Annotated in this window: 19 protein-coding genes; 7 read left to right on the top strand and 12 right to left on the bottom strand. The window is 72.4% G+C overall.

Annotated elements, in window-relative coordinates:
- Positions 1-2: 2 nt before the first annotated feature.
- Positions 3-542, bottom strand: a complete 540-nt coding sequence (locus tag ACZ31C_RS01640; protein ID WP_465793759.1) for a hypothetical protein — start codon at positions 540-542, stop codon at positions 3-5.
- A gap of 182 nt (positions 543-724) precedes the next feature.
- Between ACZ31C_RS01640 and ACZ31C_RS01635 the strand changes: the two genes are divergently transcribed.
- Entirely contained in the window at positions 725-1825 is a 1101-nt protein-coding gene (locus ACZ31C_RS01635; protein ID WP_465793758.1) for an L-dopachrome tautomerase-related protein, read from the top strand.
- A gap of 7 nt (positions 1826-1832) precedes the next feature.
- Here ACZ31C_RS01635 and ACZ31C_RS01630 read toward each other — a convergent pair whose 3' ends face one another.
- The 3 genes from ACZ31C_RS01630 to ACZ31C_RS01620 are packed head-to-tail and all read right to left on the bottom strand — an operon-like array spanning position 1833 to position 4269.
- Positions 1833-2447: a copper resistance CopC family protein gene (locus tag ACZ31C_RS01630; protein ID WP_465793757.1), complete on the bottom strand. Its 615-nt coding sequence runs from the start codon at positions 2445-2447 to the stop codon at positions 1833-1835.
- Positions 2448-2464: 17 nt separating this feature from the next.
- Positions 2465-3682, bottom strand: coding sequence for a Dyp-type peroxidase (locus ACZ31C_RS01625; protein ID WP_465793756.1), 1218 nt, complete (start codon positions 3680-3682; stop codon positions 2465-2467).
- Entirely contained in the window at positions 3679-4269 is a 591-nt protein-coding gene (locus ACZ31C_RS01620) for a copper chaperone PCu(A)C (protein WP_465793755.1), read from the bottom strand. The genes ACZ31C_RS01625 and ACZ31C_RS01620 overlap by 4 nt, the downstream gene beginning before the upstream one ends.
- Before the next feature lie 192 nt (positions 4270-4461).
- Here ACZ31C_RS01620 and ACZ31C_RS01615 point away from each other — a divergent pair, with 192 nt between their 5' ends.
- Genes ACZ31C_RS01615 through ACZ31C_RS01600 form a run of 4 tightly spaced genes read left to right on the top strand, consistent with a single transcriptional unit; the run spans position 4462 to position 7564 of the window.
- Complete coding sequence (locus tag ACZ31C_RS01615; protein WP_465793754.1) at positions 4462-4887, top strand: TOBE domain-containing protein; 426 nt, start codon at positions 4462-4464, stop codon at positions 4885-4887.
- Positions 4884-5657: a molybdate ABC transporter substrate-binding protein gene (gene modA, locus ACZ31C_RS01610; RefSeq protein WP_465793753.1), complete on the top strand. Its 774-nt coding sequence runs from the start codon at positions 4884-4886 to the stop codon at positions 5655-5657. Before ACZ31C_RS01615 ends, modA begins: the two co-directional genes overlap by 4 nt.
- 12 nt (positions 5658-5669) lie before the next feature.
- A complete protein-coding gene (locus ACZ31C_RS01605) occupies positions 5670-6470 on the top strand; it encodes an ABC transporter permease (RefSeq protein ID WP_350696079.1) in 801 nt (266 codons plus the stop codon).
- A complete protein-coding gene (locus tag ACZ31C_RS01600) occupies positions 6467-7564 on the top strand; it encodes an ABC transporter ATP-binding protein (RefSeq protein WP_465793752.1) in 1098 nt (365 codons plus the stop codon). The genes ACZ31C_RS01605 and ACZ31C_RS01600 overlap by 4 nt, the downstream gene beginning before the upstream one ends.
- On the opposite strand, the gene ACZ31C_RS01595 is transcribed toward ACZ31C_RS01600, so the two are convergent.
- The 4 genes from ACZ31C_RS01595 to ACZ31C_RS01580 form a co-directional block, all read right to left on the bottom strand.
- A complete protein-coding gene (locus ACZ31C_RS01595) occupies positions 7543-9726 on the bottom strand; it encodes an HAD-IC family P-type ATPase (protein WP_465793751.1) in 2184 nt (727 codons plus the stop codon). The two genes, ACZ31C_RS01600 and ACZ31C_RS01595, sit on opposite strands and share 22 nt — an antisense overlap.
- A gap of 13 nt (positions 9727-9739) precedes the next feature.
- Positions 9740-9976, bottom strand: coding sequence for a preprotein translocase YidC (locus ACZ31C_RS01590; protein WP_465793750.1), 237 nt, complete (start codon positions 9974-9976; stop codon positions 9740-9742).
- Positions 9977-10036: 60 nt separating this feature from the next.
- Positions 10037-10159 (bottom strand): 50S ribosomal protein L36, encoded by a 123-nt coding sequence (locus ACZ31C_RS01585; protein ID WP_131051346.1) that lies wholly within the window; start codon positions 10157-10159, stop codon positions 10037-10039.
- Between the two features lie 190 nt (positions 10160-10349).
- Positions 10350-11036 (bottom strand): ferredoxin reductase domain-containing protein, encoded by a 687-nt coding sequence (locus ACZ31C_RS01580; protein ID WP_465793749.1) that lies wholly within the window; start codon positions 11034-11036, stop codon positions 10350-10352.
- Positions 11037-11199: 163 nt separating this feature from the next.
- Between ACZ31C_RS01580 and ACZ31C_RS01575 the strand changes: the two genes are divergently transcribed.
- On the top strand, positions 11200-11850 hold the full coding sequence (locus ACZ31C_RS01575) for a TetR/AcrR family transcriptional regulator (RefSeq protein WP_465793748.1): 651 nt from the start codon (positions 11200-11202) through the stop codon (positions 11848-11850).
- 46 nt (positions 11851-11896) lie between these two features.
- Here the strand turns inward: ACZ31C_RS01575 and ACZ31C_RS01570 are convergent, their stop codons facing one another.
- A complete protein-coding gene (locus tag ACZ31C_RS01570; protein WP_465793747.1) occupies positions 11897-12919 on the bottom strand; it encodes an aldo/keto reductase in 1023 nt (340 codons plus the stop codon).
- A gap of 88 nt (positions 12920-13007) precedes the next feature.
- Here ACZ31C_RS01570 and ACZ31C_RS01565 point away from each other — a divergent pair, with 88 nt between their 5' ends.
- Complete coding sequence (locus ACZ31C_RS01565; protein WP_465793746.1) at positions 13008-13613, top strand: TetR/AcrR family transcriptional regulator; 606 nt, start codon at positions 13008-13010, stop codon at positions 13611-13613.
- Between the two features lie 84 nt (positions 13614-13697).
- On the opposite strand, the gene ACZ31C_RS01560 is transcribed toward ACZ31C_RS01565, so the two are convergent.
- From ACZ31C_RS01560 to ACZ31C_RS01550, 3 genes are read right to left on the bottom strand one after another with little or no spacing between them, the layout of a single operon-like run.
- Positions 13698-14039, bottom strand: a complete 342-nt coding sequence (locus ACZ31C_RS01560) for a hypothetical protein (RefSeq protein ID WP_465793745.1) — start codon at positions 14037-14039, stop codon at positions 13698-13700.
- Positions 14036-14461 carry a YidH family protein gene (locus tag ACZ31C_RS01555; RefSeq protein ID WP_465793744.1) on the bottom strand — a complete coding sequence of 142 codons (426 nt, stop codon included), beginning with the start codon at positions 14459-14461 and terminating at the stop codon, positions 14036-14038. Before ACZ31C_RS01555 ends, ACZ31C_RS01560 begins: the two co-directional genes overlap by 4 nt.
- Positions 14458-15180, bottom strand: a complete 723-nt coding sequence (locus tag ACZ31C_RS01550) for a TSUP family transporter (RefSeq protein WP_465793743.1) — start codon at positions 15178-15180, stop codon at positions 14458-14460. The genes ACZ31C_RS01555 and ACZ31C_RS01550 overlap by 4 nt, the downstream gene beginning before the upstream one ends.

Here is a 15180-nt window from a genome sequence, read left to right as displayed (position 1 = left end):
GCCTAGGCCACCGAATGTGTCACCGTCCCGCGGTAGGTGCCCTGCACCGTGCCGGCCGGGATGTTCACCACCAGGGTGGGGTTCCAGGTGGCGAAGTTGTTGCCGGTGCCGCCGGTCTTGCTGAACGCGGTACGCGGCACGTTGATGATCTGCGCGGCGCCCGCGTTCGGCTGGCCGGGTGTGAAGGTGCCGCTGCCGGCCGTGGCCGTGGCCGGGCCCGACCAGTAGCTGACGTTGATGTTCGGGATCGTCTCGCCGGAGCTGCCCCCACCGGTGACGAAGTCGGTCGAGATGACGGTCGCGGTCCAGTTCGGGGTGAGCGAGCCGCGCTGGTCGAGCACCGTGACCGGCCCGAGCAGGCCGGAGACCGAGCTGCCCTCGACGCCGTGGCCGATGTTCGCCGTCGCGGGCACGGTGATCGACAGGCCGCCGGCGGCGTCGACGGTCAGCGTGACGATGGTGTCCTCCGCGAGAGCGGGGGCGGCGAACGCGGTGGACGCGGCCACACCCGCCAGGGCGGCGGCGAGGAATCTCTTTCGCATCAAGGCTCCTTCGGTACTGCGGTGACTGGTGGAGGCGGCATGTGAAGGCTATGATACGAATGATCCCTTTAATGGCAGTTTGAGGAGTCAAAACCCTAATGGGTTATAAGTCCGGTTAGCTGACGCGTTTGCCCCCGTCGGCCCCGGGAACGGGAAACGGCACCGACAGTCAGGAGCAGGGCATGAGTCAACCGGTGACGGACGAGCCCGTCGGCGAGCTGGAACTGGTCCACGCGTTCAACGGGCCGATGCCGACCGGGGTGAGCGTGTCGCACACCGGCCGGATCTTCGTCAACTTTCCCCGCTGGGGCGACGAGGTCCCCGCCACGGTGGTCGAGCTACGCGACGGTGCCGAGGTGCCGTACCCGGACCCGGAGTGGAACCGGCCGGCTGGCGACGACGACGCGGGGGCGTTCGTCTCGGTGCAGAGCATCGTGGTCGATCCGGCCGACCGGCTCTGGGTGCTCGACACCGGCAGCCCGATGTTCCAGCCGACCCGGCCCGGCGGCCCCAAACTCGTCCGCGTCGACCTGGCCACCGACACGGTCGCCCAGGTGATCACCTTTCCGTCGGACGTGGCGCTGCCCACCACCTACCTCAACGACGTACGGTTCGACCTGCGGCGCGGTGCCGCCGGGATCGCGTACGTCACCGACTCGGCGGTCGCCGGGGCGAACGGGATCATCGTGGTGGACCTCGACACGGGCGCCTCGTGGCGGCGACTGCACGAGCACCCGTCCACCAAACCGGAGCCGCTGTCCCGCTTCCGCCCGGTGGTGGAGGGTCGCCCGTTCCTGGAGCGGACGGCGGACGGGCCGCCGAAACCGGTCACCATCGGTTCGGACGGCATCGCCATCTCCGCCGACGGAACCCGGCTCTACTACTGCGCCCTCGCCTCACGCCAGTGGTACAGCGTGGCCACCGACGCCCTCGTGGACGTCTCCCTCGGCGAGGACGAGGTGGCCGCCACGGTGCGGCACGAGGGCGACAAGGGCACCGGGTCGGACGGCCTGGAGAGCGACGATGCCGGCCGGATCTACCTGACCTCGTACGAGCACAACGCGGTGCTCCGCCGCCGCCGGGACGGCGGCTACGAGACGGTGGTGCACGATCCCCGCCTGCTCTGGCCGGACACCATGTCGGTGGCCGTCGACGGGCACCTCTACGTGACCGCGAACCAACTCCACCGGCAGGCCACCTACCACCGGGGCGAGGACCTGCGCCGCAAGCCGTACGCGCTGTTCCGTACCCGGATCGACGCCGGGCCGGTGCTGTTGCGCTGAGCCGGGCTCACTGCCCGACGGCGCGGCGACGGCGCAGCAGGAACACCGCCGCACCGACTGCCAGGATGACCAGCACCCCGGCGCCGACCAGCAGCCCCACCGGGGCCGAGTCGTCGTCGGTGCCGCTCGCGGCGGGGCTGGCGGAGACGGTCGGCTCCGCCGACGGCGTCGTCTCGGTCGGCTCCGGGCTGGGAGTGGGGCTCGGGGTCGGGGTCGGCTCGGCGGTGGCGGTCGGGTCGGCCACGGTGAACTCGTACGACCCCTGCACCGGGTGCCCGTCGGCGGAGACGATCCGGTACGCCACCGTGTAGACGCCGTTGACCAGCGGCTCGTCGATGGTGATCGTGCCCTTGGTGCCGTCCACCTCCGGCTCGCTGGTGGCCACCTTCTCCTTGTCCGCGTCACTGAGCGTGATCGTGGTGTAGTCCGGGTTCAGTCGCTGGAGGAATTGCAGGGTGACCTTGGTCGGCGCCTTGGTGACCTCGGCGTCCTGCGCCGGGGTGGCCTTGGTCAGCACGTTGTGCGCGTACGCGGGGGCGGCGGGCGTGGCCAGCAGCGTCGTGGCGGCCAGCAACGAGGCGGCCAGTGCGGCGGTGACCCGGTGGCGGAGGCGGGTGGACATGCGGGTGATTCTCCTCGTCAGTCGAGCAGTTGCCGGCCGATCCAGCCGTCCTCCGGGCACCCCGGCGGAACGGCGAAGACGGCGGAACCGATCGGGGTGACCCACTCGTTGAGCAGGTCCCGCTCGGCGAGCCGCCGCTGGATGGGCAGGAACTGGCGGTCGATGTCGGCCTGGTAGGAGGCGAAGATCAGTCCGCTGTCGGCGGTGCCGTCGGCGGCCGGTGTTCCATCGTAGTTGTAGGGGCGGCGGAGGATCCGGAACCGGTCGTCGGTGACGTGCGCCCGGGTGACGTGGGAGAAGTCCGGCATCACGGTGAGCCCGTCCGGGCCGAGGGCGGCGAAGTCCGGCTCGTCGTGCTCGTCTGCCCCGGTCAGCGGCGCGCCGTCGCCCAGTCGCCGGCCGACGGCCAGTTCCCGGTCGACGCGTCCGAGCAGGTCCCAGGTCTCCAGGTCCATGCTGATCCGCCGCACCACCAGCGTGGTGCCGTGCCGCAGCCAGTCCGGGCCGTCGGGCACCCAGACCGCAGTCTCCACCGGGGTGCCCGGCTTCGGGTTGGCGGTGCCGTCGAGCTGGCCGAACAGGTTGCGTTGGGTCCGGCCCGGCTCGGCACCGGCGGCCCGCCGGAAACCCTGCTGGACCCAGCGGACGGTGGCGAACGGACGGCTGTCCTTGACCAGCACCCGCTGGGCGTGCGCGACAGTGATCGGGTCGTCGGCGCACACCTGGATCAGCAGATCCCCGCCGGACCAGCGCGGTTGCAGCCGGTCGATGCGGAACGCGGGCAGGTCGGCGACCGAGGGCGGGCGGCGGTCGTCGAGGCCGGCGGCGGTGAACAGACCCGGGCCGAAGCCGAAGGTGACGGTGAGCCGGGCGGGCAGCAGGCCCAGTTCCGGCTCGGTGTCGGCCAGCGCCGGACGGCCCTGGGTGAGCCGGGCGGCGTCGTCGGAGAGCAGTCGCAGCATCCGGCCGAGGGCGGCCCTGTCGGTGCCGGGCTGCAGGGTGAAGGCGACGAACGCCGCGTGCGCCTGGGGCTCGGTGGTGATCCCGGACTGGTGTACGCCGTGGAACGGCTCGACCGCCGCGCCGACGGTGACCGCCACCGGCTCGGGGCGTACCGCCGGTGGGTCGTCCCGGCCGGCGGCGACCGCGGCGGCACCGGCCAGCGTGCCCCCGGCGGCCAGGGCGCCGCCGGTGAGCAGTCCGCGCCGGCTCACCGGCCGACGGGTCGGGGTCACGACGCCGGGCTGGGAGAGGTGTGCGGCATCGGCTCACCGTGCCCCGGGGCGTAGCTCTCCTGCGCGCCGGTGAACGGCTTGGCCACGGCGGTGAACGTCTGGGTCCGGCCGTCGGCGAAGGTGAGCGTGATGCTTAGCTCGTCACCGGCCTTGACCGGTGCGGTCAGGTTCATCAGCATCAGGTGGTCGCCGCCGGGCTCCAGCTTGTGCTCGCCACCGGCCTTGATCACCACGCCGCCGGTCTTGGCCTGCATGACCATCTTGCCGTCCCGCATGGCCATCTCGTGCACCTCCATCGGGGAGACCTCGGTGCTGGCGCCGGTCAGGGTGACGTCGGTGTCGCCGTCGTTGACCAGCGTGGCGAACGCCGCGGTCATGCCGTCGTCGGCGGCCTTGACCCACGGGTCGCGTACGCCCAGCACGCCGGCGGCCTCGCTCGGCGCGGCGGCGGCCGGGGTGGCCGACGGGCCGGGGGCGGCGGTCGACGCGTCGTCGGACGAGCCACAGCCCGCGACGACGGCGGCCAGGACGACGCCGGTGAGCAGGAGTGCCGGGCGGACGAGCCGGCGGGAGGCGGTGCTGGGCATGGGCTTCCCCTCGATGAGCGATCTCGTGAGCTTGGTCGGCTCCGACGCGTCGGAAGTTCCGGACCGCGAGGTAACCCGGATCACGGTCGGCCACCGGGCGCGGCAGGTTCGGCCGGGATCGGGCAACGGTCGTCGTGGATGCGGCCGTGATCGGGTCTATCGGGCCGCACCTGCGGCCGTTACGATCCGTCCGTGACGATGTTCCGGATGGGTGAGGCGGCCGAGTTGCTCGGGGTCAGCGTCGACACCATGCGCCGCTGGGTGGACGGCGGTCGGCTCACCGCGAGCCGCGACGAGCACGGACACCGGGTGATCGACGGCGTCGAGCTGGCCGCGTTCGTCCGCGCCCAGGCCGCCGAACCCGGTGGGCGGGCCGACGAGTCCTCGGCGCGCAACCGGCTGCGCGGCATCGTCACCGCCGTGGTCAAGGACGCGGTGATGGCCCAGGTCGACATCCAGGCCGGTCCGTTCCGGCTGGTCTCGCTGATGAGCCGGGAAGCGGTCGACCACCTCGGCCTGGAGGTCGGGTCGGTGGCGGAAGCAGTGATCAAGTCGACCACCGTCGTGGTGGAGAAGCCCGCCGTGCCGACCGGCAGCAGAGGAAGGGCCCACTCGTGAGAGCAGTACGTCTCCTGGCCGCGGTCACCGCACTCGCACTGCTCGGCGGATGCGCCGAGGACGCCGCGGACCCGCCGGTCGGCGGGAACGGGATCGGCGGCGAGCTGACCGTCTTCGCCGCCGCGTCACTGACCGAGTCGTTCACTCGGATCGGGCGGGACTTCGAGGCGACCCACGAGGGTGTGAAGGTCACGTTCAGCTTCGCCGGCAGCTCCGCGCTGGCCACCCAGATCAACCAGGGCGCACCCGCCGACGTGTTCGCCTCCGCCGCCCCCGCCCCGATGGCCACCGTCACCGAGGCGGGCAACGGCGACGGTGAGCCGGTCACCTTCGTCCGCAACCAGCTCGTCATCGCCGTACCCGAGGGCAACCCCGACCGGGTGACCGGGCTGAGCGACCTGACCAGACCCGGCGCGAAGGTGGCCCTCTGCGCCGAGCAGGTGCCGTGTGGGGCGGCGGCGCGGACGGTGCTGAACGCGGCGGGCGTGGCGCTCACCCCGGTCACCCTGGAGCAGGACGTGAAGGCCGCGTTGTCCAAGGTGCGGTTGGGCGAGGTGGACGCCGCGCTGGTCTACCGGACCGACGCGCGGGCCGCCGACGCGGACGTCGACGGCGTTGAGTTCCCCGAGTCGGCCGGGGCGATCAACGACTACCCGATCCTGGTGCTCAAGGAGGCCCGCAACGCGACGACCGCGCGGGCCTTCGTGGAGTACGTCCGCTCCGACACCGGGCAGGCCGTGCTCACCGAGGCCGGATTCCAGGCGCCGTAGCCGGTGACCAGCGTGCCCACCCGTACCCGGCGCACCGGGCGGATCCCGATCGCCCTGCTGGTGCCCGCGACGCTCGGGATGGTCTTCCTGGTGCTGCCGCTGGTCGGGCTGCTGGCCCGGACACCGTGGAGCACGCTGCCGCAGCGACTCACCGAACCGGGCGTGCTGACCGCGTTGCGGCTGTCGGTGCAGACCGCCTCGCTGGCCACCCTGCTCTGCCTGGTCCTCGGCATCCCGCTGGCCTGGCTGCTGGCCCGGGTGTCATTCCCCGGTCGCCGGGTGGTGCGCGCCCTGATCACCGTGCCGCTGGTGCTGCCTCCGGTGGTCGGCGGCGTGGCGCTGCTGCTGGTCTTCGGTCGGCGTGGGCTGGTCGGCTCCTGGTTGGACAGCACGTTCGGCATCACGCTGCCGTTCACCACCACGGCGGTGGTGCTCGCCGAGGCGTTCGTGGCCATGCCCTTCCTGATCATCGCGGTGGAGGGGGCGTTACGTGGCGCGGACACCCGGTACGAGGAGGCCGCCGCCACGCTCGGTGCCGGCCGGTGGACCACCTTCACCCACGTCACGTTGCCGCTCGTCGCGCCCGGCATCGCGGCCGGGGCGGTGCTCTGCTGGGCCCGTGCGCTGGGCGAGTTCGGTGCCACCATCACCTTCGCCGGCAACTATCCCGGCCGGACACAGACCATGCCGTTGGCCGTCTATCTGGCGCTGGAGACCGACCTGGAGGCCGCGATCGTGCTCAGCCTCATCCTGCTCACCGTCTCCGTCGTGATCCTGGCCTGCCTGCGCGACCGGTGGATCAGCTCGCCATGACCGCCTCGCCACCGACACCGGCCGCCGGGTCGCCGCTGCTCGACGCCCACCTGACCGTGGCGCGGGGCGAGTTCCGGCTGGACCTGCCGCTGACCATCGGCCCCGGCGAGGTGGTCGCGCTGCTCGGGCCCAACGGGGCCGGCAAGACCACCGCGTTGCGTACCCTCGCCGGGCTGATCCCGCTCTCGGCCGGACACCTCACCCTGGACGGCCGCGACCTCGACGACCCGGGGCGGCGGATCTGGACCCCACCCGAGCGCCGGTCCGTCGGCGTGGTGTTCCAGGACTACCTGCTCTTTCCGCACCTCACCGCGTTGGACAACGTCGCGTTCGGCCCGCGTCGACAGGGCCTGAACCGGCGGCAGGCGCGCAGCCTGGCCGCCGACTGGCTGGCCCGGATGGGGTTGACCGCACACGCCGGGCACAAGCCCCGGCAGCTCTCCGGCGGGCAGGCCCAGCGGGTCGCCCTGGCCCGGGCGCTGGCGGTGGAACCGGCGCTGTTGCTCCTCGACGAGCCGCTGGCCGCGCTCGACGCCGGGACCCGGCTCGACACACGCGCCCAGTTGCAGCGGCACCTCGCCGCGCACACCGGAGCCACCCTGCTGGTGACGCACGACCCGCTCGACGCGTTGGTGCTCGCCGACCGGCTGGTCATCGTCGAGCACGGTGAGGTCGTGCAGGAGGGCAGCGCCGCCACCATCACCGCCCGACCGCGTACCGACTACGTGGCCCGCCTGGTCGGGCTCAACCTGTACCGGGGGCAGGCCAGCGGGCATCAGGTCCGGCTCGCCGACGGGTTCCGGCTGACCGCCGGGGATCCACAGGACGGCGACGTGTTCGTGGCGTTCCCACCGTCCGCGGTGGCGCTGCATCCACGGCAGCCCGACGGCAGCCCGCGCAACACCTGGCCGGCCACCATCACCGGTGTGCAGCGGCACGGCGACAACCTGCGTATCCAGCTCGCCGGCCCGATCGAGGTGGCCGCCGACGTCACGCCGGCCGCCGCCGCGCAGCTCGCGCTCACCCCGGGCCAACCGGTCTGGGCGGCCGTCAAGGCCGCCGAGACCCGCGCCTACCCGGCCGCACCGGTCTGATCCCGTGTACCCGTCTGGTCCTGCGGCCGGAGCCGGACCCGGCGCAGCAGTTGGGCGTTGAGCGCGACCACGATGGTGGAGGCGGACATCAGCACCGCCGCGACCGCCGGGCTCAGCGCCACTCCGGCCCCGGCCAGCACCCCGGCGGCGAGCGGCAGCGCGACCACGTTGTAGCCGGCGGCCCAGACCAGGTTCTGGATCATCTTCCGGTACGCGGCGCGGGACAACCGGATCACTCCGGTCACGCCGCGCGGGTCGGAGGAGGCGAGCACCACCCCGGCCGACTCGATCGCCACGTCGGTACCCGCGCCGATCGCGATGCCCACGGTGGCGCGGGCCAGCGCCGGGGCGTCGTTCACCCCGTCACCGACCATCGCCACCCGCAGCCCACGTCGGTGCAGGTCCGCCACCGTGTCGTCCTTGTCGGCCGGCAGCACCTCGGCGAAGACCTCGTCCTCGCCGGGTCGGAATCCGAGGTCGGCGGCGACCGCCTCGGCCACCGGACGGGCGTCACCCGTGATCATCACGATCTTGCGGATGCCTTGGGCGCGCAGGTCGGCGATCGCCTGCCGGGCCTCCGGCCGTACCTCGTCCTCCAGGGCCAGCGCACCCAGCACCCGTGCCCCGTCGTCCTGCACCCGCAGCAGGTGCAGCACCGCCGCGCCGCGATCGGACCAGTCCCGCTGCCGTCGGGCGAGATCGTCGGGCACGGTGACCCCGAACTCGCGCAGCAGCGCCGGCCCGCCGACCGCGTACGTCACGCCGTCCACCTCGGCGCGGACGCCCCGGCCGGTCAGCGACCGGAATCCGGTCGCCGTCCGCCGGTCCGCCTGCCGCTCGGCAGCGACCACGATGGCCCGGGCCAGCGGATGCTCGCTGTCCGCCTCCACCGCCGCCGCGATGGCGAGTACGTCCCGCTCACCGTCATCGTCACCGGTCCCGGCCGGCCGGTCGCCTCCGGCGTGGTCCGGCCGGCGGCTTCCGGCGTCGTCCGGGCGGTCGCTTCCAGCGTGGCCCGCCGCCGGGCGGTGGTCGTGGGTGGCGGCGACGTCGGTGACCACGTGTTCGCCCCGGGTCAGCGTGCCGGTCTTGTCGAACAGCACGGTGTCCACCGTCCGCATCCGCTCCAGCGCCAGCCGGTCCTTGACCAGGATGCCGCCCTTCGCGGCGACCGCCGTGGAGAGTGCGATCACCAGCGGGATGGCCAGGCCGAGCGCGTGCGGGCAGGCGATGACCAGCACCGTCACCGTACGGACGACCGCCTGGTCGAGGTTGCCGAGCACCGTCCACACCAGCAGGGTGACCAGGGCGGTGGCGGTGGCGATGTAGAACAACCACGCGGCGAACCGGTCGGCGAGCACCTGCGCCCGTCCGCTGGACTGCTGTGCCTGCGCCACCAGCCGTTGGATGCCGGCCAGCGCGGTGTCGTCGCCGACCGCGTCGACCCGTACCCGTAGTGCCGCGTCGGTGGCGACGGTGCCGGCCACCACCCGGTCGCCGGGTGAGCGGGACACCGGCCGTGACTCTCCGGTGATCATGGATTCGTCCAGCTCGGCCGCGCCGTCGACGATCTGCCCATCCGCCGGCACCCGACCGCCCGGCCGGACCAGGACCAGGTCGCCGACGCGCAGGTCGGCCACGGTGACCGCCTGCGGTCGGCCGTCCGGGTCGAGGCGTTCCGCGTCGTCGGGCAGCAACGCGGCCAGCGCCGACAGGGCGCCTCGGGCCTGGCCGATGGCCTTCATCTCCTGCCAGTGCCCGAGCAGCATGATGGTGACCAGCGCGGCCAGTTCCCACCAGAAGTCCAGGTCGAACGCGCCGAACGCGGTGGCCAGCGACGCCACGTACGCGACCGTGATCGCCATCGCGATCAACAGCATCATTCCGGGGGCGCGGTCCCGGAGCTCGCGTACCGCGCCCTGGAGGAAGGGCCAGCCGCCGTAGCCGAAGATCACCGTGCCGAGGATCGGCCCCACCAGGTCGATGCCGGGGAAGTCCAGCCGGTAGCCGAACCAGTCCATCACCATCGGGCTGGTGAGCACGACGGGCACGGTCAGCGCCAGGCTCAGCCAGAACTTGCGGCGGAACGCCTCCGGATCATGCCCGGCGTGCTTGTCGTGTGCGGCGTGCCCGGTGTCGTGGTGACGGCCGTGCTGAGGCATCCGCTGGTTCGCGTCAGTGGGAGGCGTCGGGGTGTCCGGGCATGCTGGAGCCGCCGCCACTGCTGCCCGAGGAGCCGCCGGTCATCCCCGACCCGTTGTCCTCGGTCACCAGGTCCGGCCGTACGTCGGTGTCGTCCGGCGCGGGCACGTCGGTGTCCGCCTCGACCTGGACGAGCGGTACCTGGCCGGCCTCGTCCTCGGCGTGGTTCGGATCGACCGGCTGCTCGCCGTCCCGCGCTCTGTAGCTCACGGTCGCCTCCTGTCGCACGGTGTCTGCACCGCCATGTCGCTTTCGGGATGACGGGGAATGTCAGCCCTGTCGGGCCTTCTGGCGCGGGTCCTTCTTGTTGACCACGACGACTTTGCCCCGACGGCGGACCACGATCGAGTTCATCTTCCGCGTCAACGACCGCAACGAACTCCTGACCTTCATCGTCCCTCCCGTCCCAGCGGGTGACCGCACGCGGTGTCACGTGCCGTGCGACTCGTCTACCCGTACCGGCGGACGCCACACGCGGCACGAGGGCCGGGCGGGCGCGATCCGCCGCAGATCGGTGCGGCCCGGCTTCGGTGGACAGCGCGACGGTGGCGTACGCCGCGCAATCCTCGGCCACGGTGATCGGTCACAGGCCCTCTCTGCCGGTTGCCCAGTACGGCTTGGTGACGATGGCTCGCCGTGGGAGCACCTGGTGCTGGAGGAGGTGTCTGCGTTGGCGCTGTAGGGACTGCGCATGTCCGAGCAACAGGGCGCCGTCGATACCGTCGAGGGCGCCGGCATCGGTCGTCGCGTCCAGCCAGTGCTGTAGCGCGTCGCCCGGCAGTGGGGTGGCGGGGACGAAGTGGTGGCGGGGCCATCGCTGTGCGAGTGCCGCGACGGCGGCCGGCGGGACCTCGACGGCCACGAGGTGCCCGGTGCGGTCGTGGGTGTGGGCGTCGATCGTGCCGAGGGCGGAGCTGTCCCCGAGGTAGAGCCGCCGGGTTCCGGGCAGCCGTAAGGGAATGTGCCGGCCCGCCAGGATGGTGGTCTCGGCTCCTGCGCGCAGTTGCTTCGCCCAGGTCGTGCCTGGTCCGGTCGCGCGGGTGGCGACGAGCAGACCGATGCGGTCGGCGTGGCCGGGGTCGACGGTGCGGATGTTGTATCGGCGGCTGCGGGTGGGAGTGACGCGAAACTGGAGTTCCTGGGTGGGGTGCCAGCCGCCGTGTGGTGGGTCGGCACGCAGGCTCACGTCGAGGAAGCCGGGAAAGGGCTCGGTGACGTCTTCGACGCGGCCGGTGCGTCCGAGCAGGGCTTCGGCGATGGTTCCCAACACGGCTGGTGCTTTGGGCATGGATCTCTCACGTTCTCTCCGTCGGGTGGTGGCGTCGTGGCCGACCCGAAGCAAAACTAAACGGTTCAGTCTGGTTCGACAAGACTGAACGGTATAGTTCAGAGCTCAGGCGGGTGGGGCACGACGATCACGAGGAGGGCGGCCCGTGGGCGCAGGTCAGAAGGAGAAGCCGATGCGGGAGAGGTCGGCGGCGAAGCGGAAGGCGGTCCTCGCGGCGGCGCGGGAGCTGTTCGTCCGGCAGGGCGTTGACCGGGTGAGCATGGACGCCGTCGCGGCCGAGGCGAAGGTCTCCAAGGCCACCGTCTACGACTACTTCGGCGACAAGCGTCGCCTCTTCCTGGCCATCCTCGCGGACGCCTCCGAGTCGCTGCTGGCCTCCGCGCAGCGCGCCTTCGACGAGCACCTTTCCGCCGAGGTGCCGATCACCACGGTCGCCCGACTCGAACAGGCCATGACCGCACTACTCGTCGACTTCGGCACGACGATGGTCGGCTCCGCCGACTACGCCGCCGCCTTCGCCCTCGCCGCCCAGGAGCGCCTGCGTACCCCCAGCGCCAGCGACGACGTGTCCACCGACGTGGCCGAGGAGCTGATGGCGGAGTACGTCGCCGGCTTCGCCGAGGCCGGTCTGCTGGAGACCGACGACCCGCGTCTGGCCACCGAACACCTCTTCGCGCTGACCGTCCTGTTGGCCTACAACCAGCAGCCCGACCCGGCCCGCGTCGATCCCGACCGGGTCAGAAAAACCATGATCGACGGCGTACGCGCCTTCATCCGCGCCTACGGCGCGCGTTGATCTCCTTCCGCTCTGCTCGGCTCACGCGGCGCGCGCCGTGCTCGGCTCACGCGGCGCGGCGCTCGTCGACCGGGCGGCGGCGTAGGGCGGGTTCGGTCAGGGCCGGCGGCAGGTATGCCTGATCGAGCCGGGTGACGTCGGTGCCGGGCGGGACGATCTCGTCGATCCGGTCGAGGACGTCGTCGGAGAGCGCGACGCCGACGCCGTTGAGCAGGCCGTCGAGTTGGTCCAGGGTGCGGGCACCCAGCAGCGCGCTGGTCACGCCCGGGTGCGCGATGGCGAAGGCCATGGCGAGGTGGGTCAGCGGCACGCCGACCTCCTCGGCGAGCGGGACGAGCCGTTCGACGACGTCGATCCGGCGCTCGTCGGTGAGGTGGCGGAAGATGTGGGCCCGCCGCAGGTCGTTCTGCTGGCCCTTGCGGACCCGGCCGGTGAGCATCCCCTGGCCGAGCGGGCCCCACACCAGCGTGCCCATCCCGTAGCGCTGCGCGGTCGGCAGCACCTCGTTCTCGATTCCCCGGTTGAGGATCGAGTAGGGCGCCTGCTCGGCGCGGAAACGTGCCAACCCGCGTCGTTCGGCGACCGCCTGCGCCTCGACGATGTCGCCCGCCGGGGTGTTGGACGAGCCGATCGCGCGTACCTTCCCGGTGCGGATCAGGTCGGTGAGCGCGGAGAGCGTCTCCTCGATGTCGGTGTCCGGGTCCAGCCGGTGCACCTGGTACAGGTCGATGTGGTCGGTGCGCAGGCGGCGCAGGGAGTCCTCGACCGCGGTCATGATCCAACGGCGGGAGGTGCCCTGCTGGTTGGGGTCGGTGCCCGTCGGGCGGCTGAACTTGGTGGCCAGGACGACGGTGTCCCGCCGCCCCACGAGCGCCCGGCCGACGACCTCCTCCGAGTCGCCGTACGCGTCGGAGGTGTCGATGAGGTTGATGCCGACGTCGAGCGCCTTGTGGATCACGCGGACCGAGTCCTGCGGGTCGGGGTTGCCCACCTGCGTGGCGAACATCAGCGCGCCGAGAGCGTACGGGCTGACCTTGATGCCGGTCCGGCCCAGGGAGCGGTACTGCATGATCGTCTCCTCGCGGTATCGTCAGATGAAGCGGAATGCCTTTCCGGAACTATACGGAAAGCCTTTCCGGAACAGCAAGGGGGTTGGAGTGTCGGACGAGACGACCGGTTCGAGGGCGGGCGCGCAGGCGTCCCGCCGAAAGCGCACCGACGCGCAGCGCAACGTCGACTCGTTGCTCGACGCGGCAAAGACGGTCTTCGGCACCTCGGGCGTGGACGCACCCGCGAAACAGATCACCGACCTGGCCGGCGTCGGGGTCGGCACGCTCTACCGCCACTTTCCCCAGCGCTCCGACCTGATCAAAGCGGTGATCGAGCGGGAGATCGACGCCTGCGCCGACGCGGGCCCGGCGCTGGCCGCCGAACACGAGCCGCTGGCCGCCCTCGCCAGGTGGCTCGACCGGCTCGCCGCGCTCGTGGCGACGAAACGGGGGTTCGCTGCGGCGTTGCACTCCGGCAATCCGGCGTACGACGGCCTCTCCGGCTACCTGATGGCGAAGCTGGGTCCGCCACTCGGAGCCCTGCTCGACACCGCGACGGCGGCCGGCGAGATCCGAGCCGAGGTGAGTCCACAGGACCTGATCTATGCGGTCGCGAAGCTGTGCGCGCCGATGCCGGACGAGGAGCCCGACTACGCGCGCCGCATGGTCGCGCTTCTCGTCAACGGACTACGGTCCGGCGAGGTCCCGCGCTGACACCGGGACGGGCGTCCGTCGCGGGCGCGGGACGGTGAGGTCTCCCGTGGCCACGACTCGTGGGACGACGGTCGACGTGTTCGGTCATGCCAGGAGCACGGCGATCGCCCCGCCCAGCCCCGCGAGGGCGGTCATCGCGGCTACCAGCGCGAGCAACACGGGCGCCGGTGCGGTCGGCGGCGCGGCCCCGGACGGCAGAGCGGTAGGGGCTCGGCGGGGGACCCGGGCCGCAGAGGCCCGACGAGGCAGCGGTCCGATCATCACCAGCAGCGCCACCGCGGCGAACGGGGCCGCGAACGCCAATGCGGCGTGCCCCAGGTCGAACGCCAGGATCCGACCGACCACGAGCGCGGCCAAGGCATAGGCGGCGGCGGTACGACGCCACGCCAGTCTGGTCCGCTCGACGTGCAGGCCCGCGCTGCTCACCGCAGCAGACCGACGGTGAGCAGGACTCCGACGGTCAGCAGCCCGGTGGCGAGCGGCACCGCCATGTTGGTCGGCGGCGGCAGTCCCCGGCTCAGTCGCAGTGCCCGCTCGGTGCGCAGCCAGCCGAACCAGGCGTGGGCCGGGGTGAGCGTGCCGAGTGCGATCAGGAGCACGGCGGCGGCGAGCCGGTAGCCCGGGTGGATGGGCAGGTTCAGGCCCTCCAGGGCGATGCCGGCCGCGAAGAGCGCCAGTGACGTACGGATCCAGGCGAGGAAGGTGCGCTCGTTGGCCAGCGTGAACCGGGGATCGGGGTCGGTGCCGACGGCGAAGAGTCGCCCGGGTCGGCGGACCGCGTCGGCGCGGGGTACGTCGTCCGGGTCGGCGGGCGCGAGGGTGGATTCGGTGCCCTGGCGTCCGGTCACAGCGAGGTCACCCCCTTGCCGATGGCGAGCAGGCTGCCGCCGAGGGCCAGCAGGAGCATCACCCGGCGTGCCTGGGCCTCACTGACCCGGCGAGTGAGGAACTGTCCGCCGAGCAACCCGGCCGCCATCGCCACCCCACAGATGACGATGAAGGGCAGGGAGACCGCCGGCGGTCCCTTCGCGGCCACCGAGAGCCCGTTGCTCACCAGTCCGACGAGTTGCACGCTGGGCACGAAGGCGCGCTGCGGCCAGCCGGTGCTGGCGGCGTAGACCGCCAACGGGGGGCCGCCGGTGGCGGCGGTGGTGTTGCAGAAGCCCGAGGCCAGACCGGCGACGACGGCTCCACCGCGACGGCGGAGCAGCCGCAGTTCCCGCCCGGCGACCACCCAAAGCACCGAGCCGGCGGTCAGCGTGCCCACCCCGATCAGCAGCACCGGGGTGGGCAGGGTGCGGACCACCAGCGCGCCCAGCGGCACGGCGATGACGGCACCGGCGGCGAGGGTCGCGGCGAGGCGCCGTTCCAGGTGTCGAAAGGTCCCGGCGAGCACGATCAGGCAGATCGCGATGGAGAGGACGTTGGCGAGGGTGACCCCGGTGTGCGGCCCGAGCAGGACCACCAGGAAGGGGGCCGCCACCAGTGCGAATCCCAGACCGGTGAGGCGCTGCGCCGTGGCGCCGAGCGCCACGGCGACCACCGCGAGCAGATCGCCGACCGGCAC

Source organism: Micromonospora sp. NPDC023869 (genome assembly GCF_055559695.1).
This window is presented reverse-complemented; position numbering and strand designations above follow the sequence as displayed.